16 protein-coding genes are annotated in these 19,432 nt (G+C 64.3%); 9 read left to right on the forward strand and 7 right to left on the reverse strand.

Going from position 1 to position 19,432, the window contains the following annotated elements:
• From ileS to ACFFF7_RS09945, 3 genes are read left to right on the forward strand one after another with little or no spacing between them, the layout of a single operon-like run.
• Entirely contained in the window at positions 1–3,054 is a 3,054-nt protein-coding gene (ileS, locus tag ACFFF7_RS09935) for an isoleucine--tRNA ligase (protein WP_379481196.1), read from the forward strand.
• Positions 3,051–3,578, forward strand: a complete 528-nt coding sequence (gene lspA, locus ACFFF7_RS09940) for a signal peptidase II (protein ID WP_379481197.1) — start codon at positions 3,051–3,053, stop codon at positions 3,576–3,578. The genes ileS and lspA overlap by 4 nt, the downstream gene beginning before the upstream one ends.
• 5 nt (positions 3,579–3,583) lie before the next feature.
• Positions 3,584–3,994: a DUF3035 domain-containing protein gene (locus ACFFF7_RS09945; RefSeq protein ID WP_379481198.1), complete on the forward strand. Its 411-nt coding sequence runs from the start codon at positions 3,584–3,586 to the stop codon at positions 3,992–3,994.
• Positions 3,995–4,056: 62 nt separating this feature from the next.
• Here ACFFF7_RS09945 and ACFFF7_RS09950 read toward each other — a convergent pair whose 3' ends face one another.
• Positions 4,057–5,382: a hemolysin family protein gene (locus ACFFF7_RS09950; RefSeq protein WP_379481199.1), complete on the reverse strand. Its 1,326-nt coding sequence runs from the start codon at positions 5,380–5,382 to the stop codon at positions 4,057–4,059.
• Between the two features lie 153 nt (positions 5,383–5,535).
• Between ACFFF7_RS09950 and ACFFF7_RS09955 the strand changes: the two genes are divergently transcribed.
• Positions 5,536–6,228 (forward strand): YiaD family glycine zipper/OmpA-like lipoprotein, encoded by a 693-nt coding sequence (locus ACFFF7_RS09955; protein ID WP_379481200.1) that lies wholly within the window; start codon positions 5,536–5,538, stop codon positions 6,226–6,228.
• A gap of 327 nt (positions 6,229–6,555) precedes the next feature.
• Positions 6,556–7,323 carry a helix-turn-helix transcriptional regulator gene (locus tag ACFFF7_RS09960; protein ID WP_379481201.1) on the forward strand — a complete coding sequence of 256 codons (768 nt, stop codon included), beginning with the start codon at positions 6,556–6,558 and terminating at the stop codon, positions 7,321–7,323.
• Here ACFFF7_RS09960 and ACFFF7_RS09965 read toward each other — a convergent pair.
• Complete coding sequence (locus tag ACFFF7_RS09965; protein ID WP_379481202.1) at positions 7,320–8,099, reverse strand: 3'(2'),5'-bisphosphate nucleotidase CysQ; 780 nt, start codon at positions 8,097–8,099, stop codon at positions 7,320–7,322. The genes ACFFF7_RS09960 and ACFFF7_RS09965 overlap by 4 nt on opposite strands.
• Positions 8,100–8,265: 166 nt before the next feature.
• Between ACFFF7_RS09965 and sucC the strand changes: the two genes are divergently transcribed.
• The 4 genes from sucC (at position 8,266) to ACFFF7_RS09985 (ending at position 12,343) form a co-directional block, all read left to right on the forward strand.
• The gene (gene sucC / locus ACFFF7_RS09970) at positions 8,266–9,462 is read left to right on the forward strand and encodes an ADP-forming succinate--CoA ligase subunit beta (protein ID WP_379481203.1); all 1,197 of its coding nucleotides are present in this window, start codon (positions 8,266–8,268) and stop codon (positions 9,460–9,462) included.
• Positions 9,463–9,684: 222 nt separating this feature from the next.
• Positions 9,685–10,437, forward strand: a complete 753-nt coding sequence (locus ACFFF7_RS09975) for an electron transfer flavoprotein subunit beta/FixA family protein (RefSeq protein ID WP_379481204.1) — start codon at positions 9,685–9,687, stop codon at positions 10,435–10,437.
• On the forward strand, positions 10,437–11,369 hold the full coding sequence (locus ACFFF7_RS09980; RefSeq protein WP_379481205.1) for an electron transfer flavoprotein subunit alpha/FixB family protein: 933 nt from the start codon (positions 10,437–10,439) through the stop codon (positions 11,367–11,369). Before ACFFF7_RS09975 ends, ACFFF7_RS09980 begins: the two co-directional genes overlap by 1 nt.
• Positions 11,370–11,446: 77 nt before the next feature.
• Positions 11,447–12,343, forward strand: coding sequence for an energy transducer TonB (locus tag ACFFF7_RS09985; RefSeq protein WP_379481206.1), 897 nt, complete (start codon positions 11,447–11,449; stop codon positions 12,341–12,343).
• Between the two features lies 1 nt (position 12,344).
• Here the strand turns inward: ACFFF7_RS09985 and ACFFF7_RS09990 are convergent, their stop codons facing one another.
• From ACFFF7_RS09990 to ACFFF7_RS10010, 5 genes are all read right to left on the reverse strand, one after another.
• Positions 12,345–12,878: a GNAT family N-acetyltransferase gene (locus tag ACFFF7_RS09990; protein WP_379481207.1), complete on the reverse strand. Its 534-nt coding sequence runs from the start codon at positions 12,876–12,878 to the stop codon at positions 12,345–12,347.
• Positions 12,875–14,083 (reverse strand): DUF445 domain-containing protein, encoded by a 1,209-nt coding sequence (locus ACFFF7_RS09995; RefSeq protein WP_379481843.1) that lies wholly within the window; start codon positions 14,081–14,083, stop codon positions 12,875–12,877. The genes ACFFF7_RS09990 and ACFFF7_RS09995 overlap by 4 nt, the downstream gene beginning before the upstream one ends.
• 56 nt (positions 14,084–14,139) lie before the next feature.
• Complete coding sequence (locus ACFFF7_RS10000) at positions 14,140–17,613, reverse strand: efflux RND transporter permease subunit (RefSeq protein WP_379481208.1); 3,474 nt, start codon at positions 17,611–17,613, stop codon at positions 14,140–14,142.
• Between the two features lie 10 nt (positions 17,614–17,623).
• Entirely contained in the window at positions 17,624–18,817 is a 1,194-nt protein-coding gene (locus ACFFF7_RS10005; RefSeq protein ID WP_379481209.1) for an efflux RND transporter periplasmic adaptor subunit, read from the reverse strand.
• A gap of 232 nt (positions 18,818–19,049) precedes the next feature.
• On the reverse strand, positions 19,050–19,322 hold the full coding sequence (locus tag ACFFF7_RS10010; RefSeq protein ID WP_379481210.1) for a GlsB/YeaQ/YmgE family stress response membrane protein: 273 nt from the start codon (positions 19,320–19,322) through the stop codon (positions 19,050–19,052).
• Positions 19,323–19,432 lie beyond the last annotated feature (110 nt).

Genomic DNA, 19,432 nt, shown 5'->3' on the forward strand with positions numbered 1-19,432 from the left:
ATGACAGAGCAGCGCGACTATAGAGACACCGTCTTCCTGCCGAAGACAGAGTTCCCGATGAAGGCCGGCCTCCCCGCCAAGGAGCCGATCATTGCCGCGCGCTGGGAGGCCGAGAAGCTGTATGAGCAGCTGCGCGATGCGCGGCGCGGGCGCGAGACCTTCATGTACCATGACGGCCCTCCCTATGCGAACGGCGACATGCACATCGGCCACGCGCTCAACCACACGATCAAGGACATGGTCTGCCGCACCCAGAACCTTTTGGGCAAGAACGCGCCCTATGTGCCGGGGTGGGATTGCCATGGCTTGCCGATCGAATGGAAGGTCGAGGAGCAGTACCGCAAGAAGAAGCTCGACAAGGATGCGATCCCGCTGCTCGAGTTCCGCGCCGAATGCCGCGCCTATGCCCAGCACTGGGTCGACGTGCAGCGCGGGCAATTGAAGCGGCTGGGCGTGATGGCCGACTGGGACAATCCCTACCTGACCATGCAGCCCGAAAGCGAGGCGACGATCGTGGCCGAACTCTTGAAGTTCGCCACCAGCGGCCAGCTCTACCGCGGGGCCAAGCCGGTAATGTGGTCCCCGGTCGAAAAGACCGCGCTGGCCGAGGCCGAGGTCGAGTACGAGGACATCACCTCGACCCAGATCGACGTGGCGTTCGAGATTGTCGAGAGCCCGATCCCCGAACTGGTCGGCGCACACGCGGTGATCTGGACCACCACGCCGTGGACGATCCCGGTCAACCAGGCTCTGGCCTATGGGCCGGAGGTTGAGTACATTGTATTTAGTGCAGCGCTCGGAAACGATCCGCTGGACAACGAAGAGTCCGGGCACCGCTATTACGTTGTAGCTGAGCCGCTCCAGCACGAATTCATCAAGCGTGTCGCGAATGATACAAACGCTCTTTTGATCGATCATAGTTTCAAGATCAAAGGCTCCGACCTAGCCGGAACGATCGCCCGCCACCCGATGCACCACCTCGGCGGGTTCTTCGCCGAGCCGCGGCCGCTGCTCCCGGGCGACTTCGTCACCACCGACAGCGGCACGGGCCTGGTCCACATGGCGCCCGATCACGGCGAGGACGATTTCGAGCTGTGCAAGGCGCACGGGCTGGGTCCCAAGTTCGCGGTCGAGGGCGACGGCAAGTACCGTGAGGACTGGCCGTGGCTGGGCGGGCAAGGCTCGGTCATCAACCCCAAGTTCAACGCCCCCGACGGGCCGATCTGTGTTGACCTGCGCGAAGCGGGCGGCTTGCTCGCGGCCAGCGCCGACTACAAGCACAGCTACCCGCACTCGTGGCGCTCCAAGGCCAAGGTGATCTACCGCTGCACCCCGCAGTGGTTCGTGCCGATGGACCAGCCGCTGGCGCACCTGCCCGCGCTGTCCGGTGCCGAGCAGCGCTGGGAAGGCGAAGGCGGCGACGCGACGATCGACGAGGAAGCGCGCGCCGGTTCGCCGACGCTGCGCGAGATCGCGCTGGCTGAGATCGAGCGCGTCCAGTTCACTCCCGACAAGGGCCGCAACCGCATCGGTTCGATGGTCGCGGGCCGCCCCGACTGGGTGCTCAGCCGCCAGCGCGCCTGGGGGGTGCCGATCACGCTGTTCGTCAATCGCAAGAGCGGCGAATACCTGGTCGACGAAGCGGTCAACGCGCGGATCGTCGCGGCGGTGAAGGAGCAGGGCATCGACGCCTGGACCCCTGAAACCGCCCACGGCTTCCTCGGCGATGGCTACAACCCCGACGAGTGGGAAGCCGTGCCCGACATTCTCGACGTTTGGTTCGATTCGGGCACCAGCCACGCCTATGTGCTCGACAGCGGGCGCTGGCCCGACCTGTCATGGCCGGCCGACATCTATGTCGAAGGCAGCGACCAGCATCGCGGCTGGTTCCAGTCGAGCCTGCTGGAAAGCTGCGCCACCCGCGGCCGCGCGCCCTATGACCGGATCCTGACTCACGGCTTCACCATGGATGCCAAGGGCCTGAAGATGTCGAAGTCGCTGGGCAACACCATCGACCCGATCAAGGTCATGGAAACCTATGGCGCGGACATCATCCGGCTGTGGGCGCTGTCGGTCGATTTCACCGAGGATCACCGCATCGGCGACGAGATCCTGAAAGGCGTGTCCGACCAGTACCGCAAGTTGCGCAACACCTTCCGCTATCTGCTCGGCGCATTGGATGGCTTCAGCGAGGCGGAGCGCGTTGACGTGGCGGCGATGCCCGAGCTGGAACGCTATGTGCTGGCGCTGCTGGCCCGGCTCGATGCGACGCTGCGCGCGGCGGTCGATAGCTTCGATTTCAACACCTATGTCCGCGCGCTGACCGACTTCTGCAACGAGGACCTTTCGGCCTTCTTCTTCGATATCCGCAAGGATAGCCTCTACTGCGACGCGGTTTCGGACCCGAAGCGCAAGGCCTACCGCACGGTGCTCGACACGCTGTTCCACGCTCTCGTCCGCTACGCCGCGCCGGTGCTGGTGTTCACCAGCGAAGAGGTGTGGGGGACGCGCTTCCCTGAGGGGGGAAGCGTGCACTTGCTGGAGTGGCCGATCCTTCCCTCCGCCACCCTAGATCGTCAGCCCGTGCTTGACACGGGCCAAGGCTTTTCTTCGAGCGTCGCAGAAGGCAGCCAAGCCCCGGATCAAGTCCGGGGCGACGGGTTGATTGAACGGTGGGAAGATCTGCGGAGGCTTCGCTCTGACGTCAACGAGGCGATAGAGCCAATGCGGCGTGAGAAGATCGTCGGCTCATCACTCGAAGTTGGGTTCACCGTCTACCGCAATGCGAAGGACGAGCTGCCCATCGCGCAGAACGATCTGGCCGAAATATTGATCGTTTCGTCAGTCACTTTCGAGAGTGGACTTGCACCCCAAGGTTCATATTCGCTGCATCATTCAAACGGCGACGTTCCTGAGCAGGCTGCATTCATCGTCACCCGCACCACCCATCACAAATGCGGCCGCTGCTGGCGGCACTTGCCCGAAGTGACCGAGGACGGCGCGCTTTGTTCACGTTGCGATCAGGTGGTGGCGGACATGGATGCCGGCGCATGAGCGCATCCCCCGCCCGCAACCGCATCCTTGGCTTCGCGCTGGCCGCGCTGGTGCTGGCGCTCGACCTTGGGCTCAAGGGCTGGGTGACCGGTCCGCTGGGGCTTGACCAGGACGGCCAGCAGATCGTGCTCACCCCGTTCTTCAACCTGACCCGCACTTCCAACTACGGCGTCTCGCTCGGCCTGCTGACCGCCAATACCGATACGATGCGCTGGGCGCTGGTCGCGATGACCGCCACCATCGCACTGGTGGTGTTCGTCTGGCTGCTGCGCGAGCGCAAGCTGGGCGACGTGGTGCCGCTGGGCCTGGTGCTGGGCGGGGCATTGGGCAACATCCGCGACCGCGTGGTGTTCGGCCACGTGATCGACTATGCCGACCTTCACTTCGGTGACTGGCGCCCGTTTCTGGTGTTCAACCTGGCCGACGCGGCGATCACCGTGGGCGTCCTGATTATCCTTGCCCGTTCCTTCCTTTCGCGCGAAAAGCGCCCAGATGACGCGGCGCTGACCGCTACGGAGAATTGACGACCATGCGCAAATCGATCGCCCTTTTGAGCCTTGCCGGCGCCTCGCTGCTGCTTTCGGCCTGCGGGGGCGGCGGGCTGTTCAATCGCGCCCGTCCGGACGAATTCGCGGTGCAGCGCCAGGCCCCGCTGGTCATTCCGCCCGACTTCTCGCTGACCCCGCCCGCCCCCGGCGCGCCGCGCCCGGTCGATGGCAGCACCGCCCAGCAGGCGCAGGACGCGCTGTTCGGCCCGCCTTCGGCGCGCAGCGCGGTGGAAAGCGCGGTCGACAACAAGGCGGGCATTGCCGCCACCTCGATCCGTTCGACCGTTGGCGATCCCAATACCGCCACGGTCAGCAAGGGCAGCGTGACCCGCGACATCATCGGTGCCCCCCAAGGCGACGGTCGCGAGGCCCAGGCCGCAGTCGGCGGCTGAGCTGACAGGCAGTTGAAATTGAAACGGGGCTCGCCGCGGCGGGCCCTTTTTCGTTGCGTCCTTCAGTCCGCGCTGTCGATCGGCGCCGGGGTCTTGCGGCATTCGCAGACCAGCAGCTTGTCGATCTTGCGCCCGTCCATGTCGACCACTTCAAAGCGCCAGTCCTGTTCGACAAAATGCTCGCCCTCGCTGGGCAGGCGTTTCATCACCGACAGGACAAAGCCCGCCGCCGTCGCATAGTCGCGGGTTTCGGGCAGGTCGATGCCCAGCCGGTCGGCCAGGGCATCGGCGGGGAGCGCGCCCGAGACCAGCAGGCTGCCATCCTCGCGCTCGACCAATAGCGGCGAATCGCCTTCATCCTGGTGGCTGGCAAAATTGCCGACGATGGCGCTGAGCAGGTCGGCCGGGGTCACCACGCCTTCCAGGTGGCCATATTCGTCATGGACCAATGCCATCGACACGCCCGACTGCTGCAACATGCGCAGCGCGTCCATCGCGTCGAGCTGGTCGGGGACGATCTCGGCCTTCTTGATCAGCCGGCCGAGCTGGAGCCGCTTGCCGGCCAGCAAGACCGCGAGCACGTCCTTGACCTTGACCACGCCGACGATGTTGTCGGGCGAGCCATCGGCCACTGGAAGCAGCGAATGCGGGCTGGCCTTGATCGCGGCGCGGATCTCGTCCTCGCTGGCCTTGCGGTCGATCGTGTCGAGTTCGGTGCGCGGCGTCATCACCTCGCGCACCGGACGGTCGGCCAGCCGCATGATCCCGGTCATGATCTGGCGCTCATCCTCCTCGATCACGCCCGACCGGGTCGCTTCGGCAAAGACCATCTGCAGCTCGTCGGCGGTCAGGGTGTGCTCGCCGCCGTGAGTCAGCCCGGTCAGGCGCAGGAGCAACGAGGATGACCGGTCGAGCAGCCAGACCAAGGGGGCGGTCGCGCGGCTCAGCCCCTTCATCGCCGGCGCGGCGATGATCGCGATCGTCTCGGCCGCGCGCAGCGCGATCTGTTTGGGGACAAGCTCGCCGACCACCAGGCTGAAATAGGTCGTTGCGGCAATCGCGATGGTGAAGCCGGCTTCGGGCGCCCACCGCTCGGGAATGCCCAGCACCTGCAAGCGCTGGCCGATCGGCCCGCCCAGGCTCGCCCCCGAATAGGCACCGGCGATGATCCCGATCAGGGTGATCCCGATCTGCGCGGTCGACAGCAGCTTGCCCGGATCGCCCGCCAGGGCCAGCGCGGTGCGGGCACCGCGGCTGCCGCGTTCGGCCGCCATTTTCAGCCGGGCCGGACGCGCAGAGACGATCGCCAGTTCGCTCATCGCGAAAATGCCGTTGAGCAGGATCAGGCCTGCGATGATCAGAACATCGGTCCAGGGAAAGGTTGTCACCGGGCTGTGCTAGCAGAAAGCGGAACAAAGGCGAAGCGTGCGCGTTGTGGGTCATGAAGACGTAAATCTTGTCCGGGAAATGTGTTCATCCTTGGTCAACCACGATTTTCGCACTAGTCTGTCCACAACTGCACAATGGGAAGGGTCCCGATCATGAAGAAATCTCGCTGGCTTATATCCGGTTTCGCCGCTTCGGCACTGCTCGCCACTTCGGCCTGCGTCACCGATCCCAACACGGGTGAGAAGAAGGCATCACGCACCGCCATCGGCGGCATCGGCGGCGCTGTCGCGGGTGCCCTGCTGGGCGGCCTGATCGGCGGCAAGACCGGCCGCATCATCGGCGCCGGCATCGGCGGCGTGGCTGGCGGCGTCGTCGGCTACAAGATGGATCAGCAGATCAAGGAACTGAAGGAACAGACCGCCGGTTCGGGCGTCGACGTCAGCGAAACCGATGGTGGTCAGGCCATTCTGGTCAACCTGCCCGATGGTGTGACCTTCGCCACCGGCAGCTATTCCATCTCGCCCAGCTTCCAGACGACGCTGGACAAGGTTGCCGCTTCGATGGTGCAGTATCCCAACAGCCTGATCGACGTTTACGGCCACACCGACACCGTCGGATCGACCGCTTCGAACCAGGTTCTTTCGGAAAACCGCGCCCGCGCTGTCGCCAACTACCTGATCAGCCGCGGCGTGCCGTCATCGCGCATCCGCTGGTACGGCTATGGCGAAACCCAGCTGAAGGTGCAGACTGGCGACAACGTCAACCAGCCGGCCAACCGCCGCGTCGAAATCAAGATCGTTCCGATCACCCAGGAAGACGTCGCGGCCGCCAAGGCGGCCCAGTAAGCGCCAGCTTCCGTAATCCGGAAATAGTCGAGGGCCGGTGGCGACACCGGCCCTCTTTTTTTTGACTGCGCCGCTTTAGGCGGTGCAGGCGCAGCTATCGCCGCACTTGCAGTTCGGTCCGCAGAGGCAGGCCGTGGGCGCAGCCTGGGTCTTGCAGTTGCAGCTGGGCTGACAATTGCACGGGTTGCACTGGCATTGCTTGGTCATGGTAGGCTCCTTGTGTGTTTGGGTGCCGCCTATCTGCACGCTTGCGATCGAGCGGGCTTGAACGAAGGGGCTAAACTTCAAAGCAGCGACACACCTGTGCAAAGGCGCTAGACTGACTCCATGCAGATCGCCGGCCGCGGACGTGTTTTTGTTTGGCAGGGCGCAAGCCTGTGGGTGCTTGCCTCGGACGGGAAGGATTCTGGCGCATCGGTTCACGCGCACCATGCCCATCAGGTGACGCTCTCGCTTGAAGGCGGGTTTGTACTCTCTGACGGCGTGCGGTCCTGTAATGGCCCGGTTGCGGCCGTCGCTGCGGATCATCGCCACGGATTTACCGCTACCGGCAAGGTCGCCCTGCTTTTCATCGAACCGGAAAGCACGGCGGGTCGGGTCCTTACTGCGCAATTCCCCTCGGGCGCGTCGCTGGTTGATTTCGATCCGGCGCCCTTTGCCCCCGCCATTGCCGATCTGAACGCCGGCTTTGCCGCCAATGCCGGCGATGCCGAATTCATCGCGATCGGCCGCGATGTGGTGACGACGCTTTGCGGCGAAGCGCCATCCGCGGCGCTGGATACCAGAGTGCAGGCGATGATCGACCAGGTCCGGGCAACTCTGGACGACAGGGTCGATCTGGCTTCGGTTGCCGACCGTGCCTGTCTCTCACCCAGCCGTGCCCGCCATCTTTTCGCGGCAGAGACCGGCTTGCCGTTCAAAGCCTTTGTCCTGTGGCAGCGTCTGGAACGGGCCGTGGCGTGCTATGCGGCGGGACACTCGCTGACCGAAGCCGCGCACCTCGCCGGATTCGCCGATTCGGCCCATCTCAGCCGGACCTTCCGCAAGACCTTCGGCATCCCCGCATCGCAGCTGGAATTCAGCCGACCGCGCTAACCCGCCAGCTCCGTCGCCCGCCCGGCCAGCCGGTCAACCGCCGCCGCATGGATGCCCTGTGAACTGACCAGAACCCCGAAGGCCCGGGGATCGCGCTTGTTGTAATTGAGCGGCGCGCCGAAGGCGTCGGTGACCACCGCGCCGGCTTCGCGCGCGATCAGTGCTGCTGCGCCGATGTCCCATTCGAAGCCCCAGCGCAGCGTGGCGACCAGATCGGCCTCGTCAGCGGCGACCATGGCCATGCGCAGCGCGATCGAGTTGGGCTGGTCGACCATGGTCAGGTCGATATCGGATGGCGGAAGCGCGAGCGCCGGTACCCGTGCGCCTGGCAGTGTCTCGCGGGTGCTGGAGACCAGCCGCTGGCCATTACGCCATGCCCCGCGTCCCGATTCGCCATGCCAGAACTCGTCCCGTGCCGGAGCTGCGAGCATGCCCAGCAAGGGGCGGCCGCTGCTGATCAGTGCGACCGAGACGGCCCAGCCAGGCCGTCCGCGAATAAAGTCCCGGGTGCCGTCGACCGGATCGACCAGCCACAACAGGTCACCGGCCAGCCGCTCGGGTGCATCGATGGTCTCTTCCGAAAGCCAGCCGGCCGAAGGCAGCAGCGCGGCCAGTTCCCGCTTGAGAAAGGCATCGACCGCCATGTCGGCTTCGCTGACCGGGTCGCCCGGCTGCTTTTCCCAGCTCTCCAGCGCATGACCGTGCCCCGGCCAGCGCGCGAGGGCAATCCGTCCGGCCTCGCGCACGATCGTTTCAAGCCTATCGCGGTCGATCACGGCGCGCCTGCCGGGGTCGCAGCGGCTGATCTTGCAAACGGTTCGCAACTGGCGTTCATATTTCTTCTGTCTGCCACCTTTGGAGGACTTTTCAACCCTGCCGCGCTGTGCTTAGGCCCACGGCGACCCAGGGCACCGCGCCTTTCTCCCCGCAAGGAGTCGATCAATGAACATCCATGAGTACCAGGGCAAGGAACTGCTCGCCAAGTTCGGCATTGCCATCCCCAAGGGCATTGCCGCGATGACTGTCGCCGAAGCTGTCGAGGCGGCCAGGCAGCTTCCCGGCCCGCTCTATGTGGTGAAGTCTCAGATCCACGCTGGCGGGCGCGGCAAGGGCACGTTCAAGGAACTCGCCCCCGGCTCCAAGGGCGGCGTACGCCTCGCCAAGAGTCTCGAGGAAGTCGAGGCCCATGCCAAGGACATGCTCGGCAATACCCTCGTGACGATCCAGACCGGCGATGCCGGCAAGCAGGTCAACCGGCTGTACATCACCGACGGGGTCGACATCGGCAAGGAATACTATCTGTCGATGCTGGTCGACCGGGCGACCGGACGGATCGCGATGATCGCCAGCACCGAAGGCGGGATGAGCATCGAGGACGTGGCCCACGACACCCCCGAAAAGATCGCCACGATCACCATCGATCCGGCCCAGGGCTTCATGCCGCACCACGGCCGCGCGCTGGCCTTCGGGCTCAAGCTCAAGGGCGATCTGGCCAAACAGGCGCAGGTCCTTGGCAAGCAGCTCTATGACGCCTTCATGGCGCTCGACTGCGCGATGATCGAGATCAACCCGCTGGCCGAATGCGACGGCAAGCTGATGGTGCTCGACACCAAGATGAGCTTCGACTCGAACGCGCTCTACCGTCACCCCGATGTCATCGCGCTGCGCGACGAGACCGAGGAAGACCCGGCCGAGATCGAGGCGTCGAAGTACGACCTCGCCTACATCAAGCTCGACGGCAACATCGGCTGCATGGTCAACGGCGCGGGCCTGGCCATGGCGACGATGGACATCATCAAATTGAACGGCGAGTTTCCGGCCAACTTCCTCGACGTCGGCGGCGGCGCCAACAAGGAAAAGGTCACCGCGGCGTTCAAGATCATCCTCAAGGACCCGGCAGTGAAGGGCATCCTGGTCAACATCTTCGGCGGGATCATGAAGTGCGACATCATCGCCGAGGGCATCGTTGCCGCGGCCAAGGAAGTGAACCTGTCGGTGCCACTGGTCGTTCGCCTTGAAGGGACCAACGTCGAACAGGGCAAGGAAATCCTGGCCAATTCGGGACTGCCGATCGTTCCCGCCAGTGATCTGGGCGATGCTGCGAAGAAGATCGTCGCGGAAGTGCGCAAGGCAGCTTGAACCTGTCCGGACGTGACCGCAAAGGGCCGGTCCTGCCAGGTGCAGGTCCGGCCCTTCCCGTTCGGTCAGGCGGTCAAGTCCGGTTTGCCCCTTGACCGCATAGGAATGCGCGGCAAAGGCGGAATCGCACGGCGGTTAACCGGTCGCTTGAAGACGGGTTGACGTTTCCGTAAACGTAAACTAGGCGCAGCAGCGTCATTCAACGGGAAAGGCTTGAACCTCATGAAAGCCCTGGTCTGCGTGAAGCGCGTGATCGACTACAATGTGAAGCCGCGGGTCAAGTCCGATGGTAGCGGCGTCGATCTTGCCAACGTCAAGATGAGCATGAACCCCTTCGACGAAATCGCCGTCGAAGAAGCCATCCGCCTCAAGGAAAAGGGCGTGGTCACCGAAATCGTCGCCCTCAGCGTCGGTCCGGCCAAGGCCCAGGAAACGCTGCGCACCGCGCTGGCGATGGGCGCCGACCGCGCCGTGCTGGTCCAGGTCGACGACGGCGTGGAAGTTGAGCCGCTGGCGGTGGCCAAGATCGTCAAGGGCGTTGCCGAGGAAGAAGGCGTCCAGCTGATCATCACCGGCAAGCAGGCGATCGACGACGATTCGAACCAGGTCGGCCAGATGGTCGCCGCGCTGATGGGCCGCCCCCAGGGGACCTTCGCCAACGAAATCACCGTCGAAGGCGATTCGGTTGTCGTGAAGCGCGAGATCGACGGCGGTCTGGAAACCGTGAAGCTTGCGCTGCCGGCCGTGGTGACGACCGACCTGCGCCTCAACGAGCCGCGCTATGCCAGCCTGCCCAACATCATGAAGGCCAAGTCCAAGCCGCTCGCGACCAAGGCGCCCGGGGACTACGGCGTGGACATCACGCCGCGGCTCAAGACGCTCAAGGTCGGTGAACCGCCGGTGCGCAGCGCCGGGATCAAGGTCGCCGACGTGGACGCCCTCGTCGCCAAGCTCAAGGAAATGGGAGTAGCGTAATGGCCAAGACACTCGTTTGGGTCGAACACGACAACACTTCGGTCAAGGACGCTACCCTGGCCGTCGTCACCGCTGCTGCGCAGCTTGGCGAAGTCCATCTGCTGGTCGCTGGATCGGGCTGCAAGGGCGTGGCCGATGAAGCCGCCAGGATCGCCGGCGTGGGCAAGGTCCACCTGGCCGATGACGCCGCCTATGCCAACGCGCTGGCCGAAAACGTCGCGCCGCTGATCGCCGATCTGATGGGCCATCACGACGCCTTCCTGGCCCCCGCCACCACCACCGGCAAGAACATCGCGCCGCGCGTCGCCGCGCTGCTCGACGTGATGCAGATTTCGGACATCCTCTCGGTCGAAGGGCCCAAGACCTTCACCCGTCCGATCTATGCCGGCAACGCCATCGCCACGGTCGAATCGAGCGATGCCAAGCTGGTCATCACCGTGCGCGGCACGGCCTTTGCCAAGGCTGCCGAGACCGGCGGTTCGGGCACGGTCGAGGCCGTTTCGGGTCCGGGCAATGCCGGAACCAGCACCTTCCTCGGCTCGGAAATCGCCAAGAGCGAGCGCCCCGAACTGACCAGCGCCAAGATCATCGTCTCGGGCGGCCGCGCGCTCAAGGACGCGGAAACCTTCAAGGCCACGATTTTCCCGCTGGCCGACAAGCTCGGCGCCGCGGTCGGCGCCAGCCGCGCCGCGGTCGATGCGGGCTATGTCCCCAACGACTACCAGGTCGGCCAGACCGGCAAGATCGTCGCCCCGCAGGTCTATATCGCGGTGGGCATCTCGGGCGCGATCCAGCACCTGGCGGGGATGAAGGACAGCAAGACCATCATCGCCATCAACAAGGACGAAGACGCCCCGATCTTCCAGGTCGCCGATATCGGCCTGGTCGGCGATCTGTTCACAGTGGTGCCGGAACTGACCGGGAAGCTGTAGATCCAAAGGCAAAGCAAAACTGGAAGCCCCGCTTCGGCGGGGTTTTCTTTTGGTCCAGCTATGATTACTCTCAAACGATGAATTTTCTCTCGAAGATATCTGCCATCACACTTTTGCTAGGCACAGTGTCGACGGCGAGTTTCGCAGATGATGCCAATCTGGCAACGATTACACTTAATCCGGCCGGGCCGTGGAATCTTCACTACGAGAACGAATCCTGCAAGCTTCGGCGCAGTTTCGGCAACGGCGACCAGCAAGTGTCCATCGAGATGACCAAGTTTCGTCCTGGTGAACGCTTTGAACTGATTCTTTTCGGCAAGCCGCTTAAGCCTATTTACAAAGGCGCTAGTTATACGGTCGCGTTCGGTTCGCTGCCGGAATTGGACGCGGCTTCGGCCATGACCGCCTTCGACGGCAATCACGTCGACGTGTCCTTGTTGACTCTCAATGGCTTTGGCCCAGTCGACCCAAAAGCAGTGGAGGCAGCGTTCGTCGCCAATCGGCCCATCCCTTCCACTGTCAGTCCTGAACAGCGCAAATCGATCAAGTCGATATCGATCACGATCCGGAAGAAGCAGCGCTTTGTCTTGAACAGCGGATCGCTGGAGGGCGCCATCGCAAGCTGGGATAAATGCCTCGCTGAACTTGTGCGTAGCTGGGGTGTCGACCCGACGTTGCAACTCGCTCACTCGCCGATCCCTAAAATGAATCCTGCTGATTGGTTATCCGCGGACGACTATCCAAAAAGCGCCTTGCGAGAGAACAAGGGCGGAGTGATCAACTTTCGACTTTCGGTCGACGAAAAGGGTGCCGTTTCCAAGTGCTCGGTTCAACGCGCGGTCAACGGAAGTGAATTTGCGGCAATCACGTGCGATTTGCTAGCCAGGCGGGCTTCCTTCAAGCCAGCAGAAACGACATCAGGACAAGCCGTACCGGGATTCTTCCAGTCATCGGCCCGCTTCCAAATCCCTTAGATCAGGCGCAAATTTCGAAGAGTTGCAACCTGCTGCTTTGGTCCGGTGCGTGACTTCCGCACGCCGTGAACCCCAGCCGCTCCGCCACTCGCACCGAAGCGTCATTGCCCTCTTCGATCATGCAGGCGATGCGCTGGCGGCCATGCGTCGCGTCGAACCACGCCAGCACGGCGCGCATGATTTCGGTCGCAGCGCCCTGGCCCCACAGGTCGCGGTGGACGATCCAGCCGGCTTCGGGGACGTCGTCCATTCTGACATCGGCGCCGAAGCCGCGGAAGCTGCGGAACACGCCGCATGATCCGACGATCCGGTCCTGGCCCTTCTCGCGCACCACGAAGCTGCCATAGCCATAGAGCGCCCAGCTGCCGGCATTGCGCAGCAGGCGGGCGAAGGCATCGCTGGCTGACGATGCCATGCCGCCGAGAAACCGGGTCGTCTCGGTATCGTCAAGCATGGCGCAAAGGCCCGCATGATCGCCGGCACGCGGCTGAAACAGGTCGAACCGTTCGGTGGTAAGGAGCGGCGCGCCGGTCACAACAGCTGGTCGATCGCGTGGATCGCCACCCCGACCAGACCGCCGACCAGGGTGCCGTTGATGCGGATGAATTGCAGGTCGCGGCCGACCGCGCCTTCGATCCGGTCGGTCACGGTGCGCGCGTCCCAGCGCTTGACGGTTTCGGAAACCAGCCGGACGATCTGGTCGCCATAGCGGGTCGCCACGCCGACCATGGTGCGGCGGGCAAAGCGGTTGATCTGCAGCTGCATCGCGGGATCGTCACGCAGATGCCGGCCAAGTTCGCTGAGCGCTTCGGCGACCTGGCCGCTGCCCTGCCCGGCAGGGCGGCGCAGCCGTTCGAGCATGGCGCTGCGCAGCCGTTCCCACACCCCTTGCCACCAGGTCGACACGGCGGGATTGGCGACCAGTTCGCCCTTCATCTTCTCGATCCGGGCGCGCAGCTCGGCATCGTGCTGGAGGTCCTGGGCGAGCTTGGCCAGCCCTTCCTCAACCTTGCCGCGCAGCGGATGCTGCGGATCGACCATCACTTCGGCGAGCAGCTTGTAGAGCCCGTCGAGCACCGAATTGGCCAGGGTTTCGTCCAGCCCGGTCCAGCGGATGACGGCATTGGCGCGGCGGTGGATCAGGTCGCGGATGATCGCTTCGTTGTCCTCGATCGTCAGCCCGGCCCAGCGCACCAGCGAATCGATCACCGGCATGTGGCGCCCGTCGGCGATCGTGGTGGCGAGCAACTGGCCAAGCAGCGGCGAAACCTCGAGCCGGTCGATCTGCCTAAACAGCCCGCCCCGCACCTGGTTGCCGAGCCGTTCGGGATCGAGCGATTCGAGCACCTGGGCGATCAGTTCGGCGGCACCATCGCGCAGCCGGGTGCTGCCGCCCTTGCTGGGATTGGCCAGCCAGTCGCCCGCGGCCCCGGCCAGGTTCATCGCCTGGAGCCGCCGCGCCACGACTTGCGGCGTCAGGAAATATTCGCGCAGGAATGCCGCCATGGTGTCGGCAATGCGGTCCTTGTTTTCGGGAATGATCGCGGTGTGCGGGATCGGCAAGCCCAGCGGATGGCGGAACAGTGCGGTGACCGCGAACCAGTCGGCCATGCCCCCGACCATGCCGGCTTCGGCAAAGGCCAGGACATAGCCCCAGGCGGGATGCGTACCGAGGAAATGCCGCGCGACGAAATAGATCCCCGCCATGACCACCAGCAGGCTGGTTGCGAACAGCCGCATCCGCCGGGCCCGATCGGCGGGCAGCGCGGATGGCGTCAGGCGGAGTTCGCTAGCGGTCACTCGGCCGGTAATGGCCCGGATTGCCCGCCAAGGCGAGTCGCGGCTGCCCCGCCGGTCGCGCCCGCCGGATCGTCATGGCGGGGCATCTGCGGTGCCGTGTCATCGCCTGGCTGGTAAGTCAGCAGGCGGGTGCGCAGCCATGGCCCGATGCGCTTTTCAACGCCGTCGGCCAGGCTGAAGCCGGCCGGGACGATGATCAGGGTCAGCAATGTCGAGACGATCAGACCGCCGATCACCACGGTGCCCATCGGCGCGCGCCAGGCCCCGTCGCCGCTGAGCGAAAGCGCGGTCGGGATCATCCCGGCGGTCATGGCCACGGTGGTCATGACGATTGGCTGCGCGCGCTTGTGCCCGGCATCCTTGATCGCTTCCAGCTTGGGCACGCCGCGGGCCATTTCCTCGATCGCGAAATCAATCAGCAGGATCGAGTTCTTGGCAACGATGCCCAGCAGCATCAGCAGCCCGATATAGACCGGCATAGAAATCGGCTGGCCGATGATGACCAGCGCGAGCAGCCCGCCTAGCGGAGCCAGCAGCAGCGAGGTCATGTTGACCAGCGGCGATACGAAGCGGTGATAGAGCAGCACCAGCACCGCGAAGACCAGCAGGATCCCGCTGATCACCGCGACGATGAAGTTCATCACCAGTTCGGCCTGCCACTTTTCGTCGCCGACCGGCGCATTGGACACGCCTTGCGGCAGATTCTTCATGATCGGCAGCGCCTGGATCTTCTCGGTCACCGCGCCCTTGACCGCGCCCTGGGCCAGATCGGCACCGACGAAAATGCGGCGCGACTGGTTGTAACGCTGGATTTGGGTCGGCCCGGCGCCAAAGGTGATATCGGCGACCCGGTTGAGCGGCACCGATCCGCCGCTTGCGGTAGGCACGGGCAGGTTCTGGATCGTCGCGATGTCGCGGCGTGATTCCTTGGGCAGGATCACCCGGATCGGCACCTGGCGGTTGCTGAGCGAGAACTTGGCCGCGTTTTGATCGATCTCGCCCAGCGTGGCGATACGGATCGCCTGGCTAAGCGAGGCGGTGGTCACACCAAGCTGTGCCGCGATATCGAGCCGCGGGATGATCACCAGTTCGGGCCGCTTCATGTCGGCGGCGATGCGCGGGGCAACCACGCCCGGTATGTTCTGCATCTGGTCGGCCAGGGTCTGCGCGGTTTTCTGCAGCAGATCAGGATCGCTGCCCGAAAGCATGACCGAGATATCCCGCCCGGTGCCGAACCCGCCTGACTGCGAAGCGAAAGTCACGCGGGCATCGGCAAAGGCTGCAAGCTGGGGCGCGAGGCGTCGCTCGAACTCGATGCTGGTCGTGTCGCGCTTTTCCTTGAGCATGATGAACAGCCGCGCATCGCTTTCGCGGACGCGTTCCATGACGCGCTCAACCTCGGGCTGGCTGCGGATCAGCTTCTCGACCCGGTCGGTGATCTGTTCGGTCTGCTCGATGGTCGTGCCGGGAACCGTTTCAATGTTCACCCGGCTCGAATCATCATTGATGGTCGGCTGGAACTGCTGCGGAATGTTGGTCAGCAAGGCGAAAGTCAGGACCAGCGCGACTAGGCCCATGCCAAACGCCCAGACGCGGTGATCGCCGCGCATCCGCGCGCCGAGCCGAGCCACGAAATAGGCGTGATAGCGCGCCATGCCGCCACCGATCGCACGCACGATCAGGCTGAGCAGCTTGCCCGCAAGCCAGCCAGCCACAATCATGACGAACAGGGTCAAGGGCACCGAAGCCCAGGCCGGCAGTTCGATCTTGCCCGCAGCAAGACCGGCCGTGAGCCCGCTGCGCGCGGCAAAGGCGGCAACGACCGACAGCAGTGCGATGACCGTTTCGACAATGTAATACCACCAGTGGCCGCGAACCGGCGTCAGCGTCTGGCGGATCGCAGCGGCCTTTTCGGTGTTCAGCGTCCAGGCCAGAACCCGCGTATAGAGGTCCATGGCGCGGCCTTCGCCGTGGCTTTCCTCGCCGTGGGCCTTGAGGAAATAGGCCGCAACCATTGGCGTGATCATGCGCGCCACGGCCAGCGATACCAGCACCGCGGCAACGATGGTCAGGCCGAAATTCTTGAAGAATTGGCCGGAAATACCCGGCATCAGGCCGACCGGCAGGAACACCGCGACGATGCACATGGTGGTCGCGACCACGGCCAGGCCGATTTCGTCAGCGGCATCGATCGAGGCCTGATAGGCGCTTTTGCCCATGCGCATGTGTCTGACGATGTTCTCGATTTCCACGATGGCATCGTCGACCAGCACCCCCGCGACCAGGCTCAGCGCAAGCAGCGAGAGCGAGTTGAGGTCGAAGCCCATCAGGCTCATGAACCAGAAGGTCGGGATCGCGGAGAGCGGGATGGCGATCGCGCTGATGATCGTCGCGCGCCAATCGCGCAGGAAGAAGAACACCACGACGATCGCCAGGACGGCGCCTTCGATCATCGCCTCGAGCGAGCTTTTGTACTGGTCCTTGGTGTACTTCACGCTGGTGTAGAGCAGGGTGAAGTGAATCCCCGGATTGTCTTTTTCCAGCTTGGCGATCTCGGTGACCGCGCCGTCATAGACACTGACGTCCGAGGCGCCCTTGGCCCGCTGGATGCCGAAGGTGACGACCTGCCGGCCCACCATCTTGGCGATCGACGATTGTTCCGAATAGCCATCGTAGACGCTGGCGATATCGCTCAGCTTGATGCTGCGCCCGCCGCCCAGATTGACCCGGCTCTGGCTAAGCTTGAATGCATCGTCGGCATTTCCAAGCACACGGACCGACTGGCGCGACCCGGCGATTTCCGCCTTGCCGCCTGCGGCATCGACGTTGACCTGGCGCAAGGCTGCGTTGACCTGGCTGGCGGTAACCCCAAGCGACTGCATCTTGGCTGGATCGAGCACGACGCGAATCTCGCGGTCGACGCCGCCCGCCCGCTCGACCGAGGCCATGCCAGGGATATTCAGCAGGCGCTTGGCCACGGTATCGTCGATGAACCAGCTGAGCTGCTCCATCGTCATGTCATCCGCGCTGACCGCAAAGTAGCCGATCGGGCCATTGCCGCCGATATTGATCTTGGTCACCTGCGGTTCGAGGATCCCGTCGGGCAAGCTGCCGCGGATCTGGTCGATGGCGTTCTTGACGTCGCTGACCGCCTCGATCGTGTTGGTGCCGATCGTGAACTGGACGAAGGTGTTGCTCGCACCTTCGGAAGCGGTCGACTGGATTTCATCGACCCCGTTGATCGAACGGATTGCCGCCTCGACCTTCTGCGTGATCTGGGTCTCGATTTCCCGCGGCGCGGCGCCTGGCTGGGCAATGGTGACATTGACCGCCGGAAAATCGATGTCCGGATTGTCGTTGACGTCCATCTGGCTGAACGAGACGACGCCGGCCAGCAGCAGGCCGATGAACAGCACGATCGGGATGATCGGGTTGCGGATCGACCAGGCGGAGATGTTGCGGAAGTTCACGCAGGCGCCCTCAGTTGGTCTTGATCAGCTGCGGCTTGACCGTGTCGCCGGGGTTCAGGAACCCGCCGGCACGCAGCACGATCCGCTCGTTCCCGGCCAGCCCTTCGACCACGGCGATGCCGTTTTCAGTGACCAGACCGGTCTTGACCGGGCGGCGCTGCGCCTTGTTCTGGGCATCGACGACATAGACGAAGCTGCCCTTCTCGTCGGACAGGATTGCCGATTCGGGCAGCAGCGGCGCGGTCACCGCACCAGCCTTGATCACCGCGCTGGCGAAACCGCCGGGACGCAATTCCTTGGCATAGGCCAGCGCGATCCGCGCCGTGCCCTGGCGTGACTGGGGATCGATTACCGGTGCCACCTGCCAGATCTGCCCGGTGAAGACCCGGTCCGATCCGGCCGGCGTCACTTCTGCAGGGACGCCGGCGCCCAGCTTGGCCAGGTCGATTTCGCCGACCTGGGCGAGCAGTTCCATCTCGCCGCCCTTGGCGATGCTGAACAGTACGCCCGATCCGGCACTGACCACCTGGCCGGGTTCGACCTTGCGTTCGAGCACGAGGCCGGAAGCCGGAGCGACGACATTGAGCCGGGCCGACTGGGCCCGCAGAACGCCAAGCTGGGCGCCGGCGACATTGACCTGGGCATAGGCGGCATCGCGCGTCGCGCGCAGGCGATCCACGTCGGCCTTGGAAATGAAGCCCTTGTCCACCAGCTTGAGCGCGCGCTGGTAATTGGCATCGGCAAGCTCGGCATTGGCCCGGGCGACCTGGATTTGCGCGGCCTGGCTGGCCTGCTGCTGCACCTGGACCGAACGGTCGATGATTGCGAGGACCTGGCCCTGACCGACCCACTGGCCCGGTTCGACCAGCACGCGCACGATCTGTCCGCCTTCGCCGGGAACGCCGACCGGCAGGGTTCGCCGCGCAGCCAGGGTGCCGGTGGCATTGATCTGTCCAGCGATTGAGCCGCTGCCCGGGGTGATCACGCTGACTACAGGGACCTGGGTCTTGGGCTGGGTTGCCACGTCGGCGCCGCCGCGCTGAGTCAGGAACCAGACCCCGATCAGCACCGCGACAAGCACCACACCGCCGATGATCAGCAAGCGGCGCGAGCGGCGATCGGCCGAACCGTCACCGAACAGCGGATTGTCCCCGTTGCTGTCGACAAGAGTACCCGAGCTGCTGATTCTGCTATCGAAATTCATTGCCGCATGCGCCTTCGCTGTAATCCGGCCGGGCCACGGATCGAACGCGTGGCACAGGCTGAGTCAGACTGTATTACAGTGCTAAATCACCTTCGGCAAGTGCCCAAATGGGAACGGCAGAAGCAAGCACCGGCAGGCCCGGCGCATATACGCCGGGCCTGCGCAAGGCAATCATCGGCTCGGCAGACTGCCGAATGCGCTCGGCAAACAGCGTGCCGGCGCAGATCGGGGTCTAGCGGACGCTGCCCCGACGAACGAGGTTGACGATGCCAAGCAGAACCACCGCACCAACCAGCGCGGACACCAGAGTCATCGGATCGAAGGCATTGTCACGCAGGTGACCGCCGCCAAGTCCGAGGAAGCCCAACAGAAACCGACCGAGGATCGAGCCCAGGCAGCCGACAATCACGTTTGCCACAATGCCCATTGAGGCGTCGCGGTTCATGACCATGCTGGCGACCCATCCGATGATGCCGCCGACAATAAGGGCAATAATGAAATGCATGTGAGCTCTCCCCTTTTGCCCAATGGCGTCCGCACCATACGGACACGCCACAAGGCCGACCGAGTCTAAGCGCGGTCGGCCCTTGACGAAAGGGGATTTTTCTCAGGCCT

The organism is Novosphingobium aquiterrae, assembly GCF_042434435.1.
GTDB lineage: Bacteria > Pseudomonadota > Alphaproteobacteria > Sphingomonadales > Sphingomonadaceae > Novosphingobium > Novosphingobium aquiterrae.

Coding starts and splice junctions, on each gene's coding strand:
- ACFFF7_RS10010 (WP_379481210.1), bottom strand. CDS start 19,322: ATGCATTTCATTATTGCCCTTATTGTCGGCGGCATCATCGGATGGGTC.
- ACFFF7_RS10005 (WP_379481209.1), bottom strand. CDS start 18,817: ATGAATTTCGATAGCAGAATCAGCAGCTCGGGTACTCTTGTCGACAGC.
- ACFFF7_RS09955 (WP_379481200.1), top strand. CDS start 5,536: ATGAAGAAATCTCGCTGGCTTATATCCGGTTTCGCCGCTTCGGCACTG.
- ileS (WP_379481196.1), top strand. CDS start 1: ATGACAGAGCAGCGCGACTATAGAGACACCGTCTTCCTGCCGAAGACA.
- ACFFF7_RS09985 (WP_379481206.1), top strand. CDS start 11,447: ATGAATTTTCTCTCGAAGATATCTGCCATCACACTTTTGCTAGGCACA.
- ACFFF7_RS09945 (WP_379481198.1), top strand. CDS start 3,584: ATGCGCAAATCGATCGCCCTTTTGAGCCTTGCCGGCGCCTCGCTGCTG.
- ACFFF7_RS09960 (WP_379481201.1), top strand. CDS start 6,556: ATGCAGATCGCCGGCCGCGGACGTGTTTTTGTTTGGCAGGGCGCAAGC.
- ACFFF7_RS09980 (WP_379481205.1), top strand. CDS start 10,437: ATGGCCAAGACACTCGTTTGGGTCGAACACGACAACACTTCGGTCAAG.
- sucC (WP_379481203.1), top strand. CDS start 8,266: ATGAACATCCATGAGTACCAGGGCAAGGAACTGCTCGCCAAGTTCGGC.
- ACFFF7_RS09975 (WP_379481204.1), top strand. CDS start 9,685: ATGAAAGCCCTGGTCTGCGTGAAGCGCGTGATCGACTACAATGTGAAG.
- ACFFF7_RS09995 (WP_379481843.1), bottom strand. CDS start 14,083: ATGCGGCTGTTCGCAACCAGCCTGCTGGTGGTCATGGCGGGGATCTAT.
- lspA (WP_379481197.1), top strand. CDS start 3,051: ATGAGCGCATCCCCCGCCCGCAACCGCATCCTTGGCTTCGCGCTGGCC.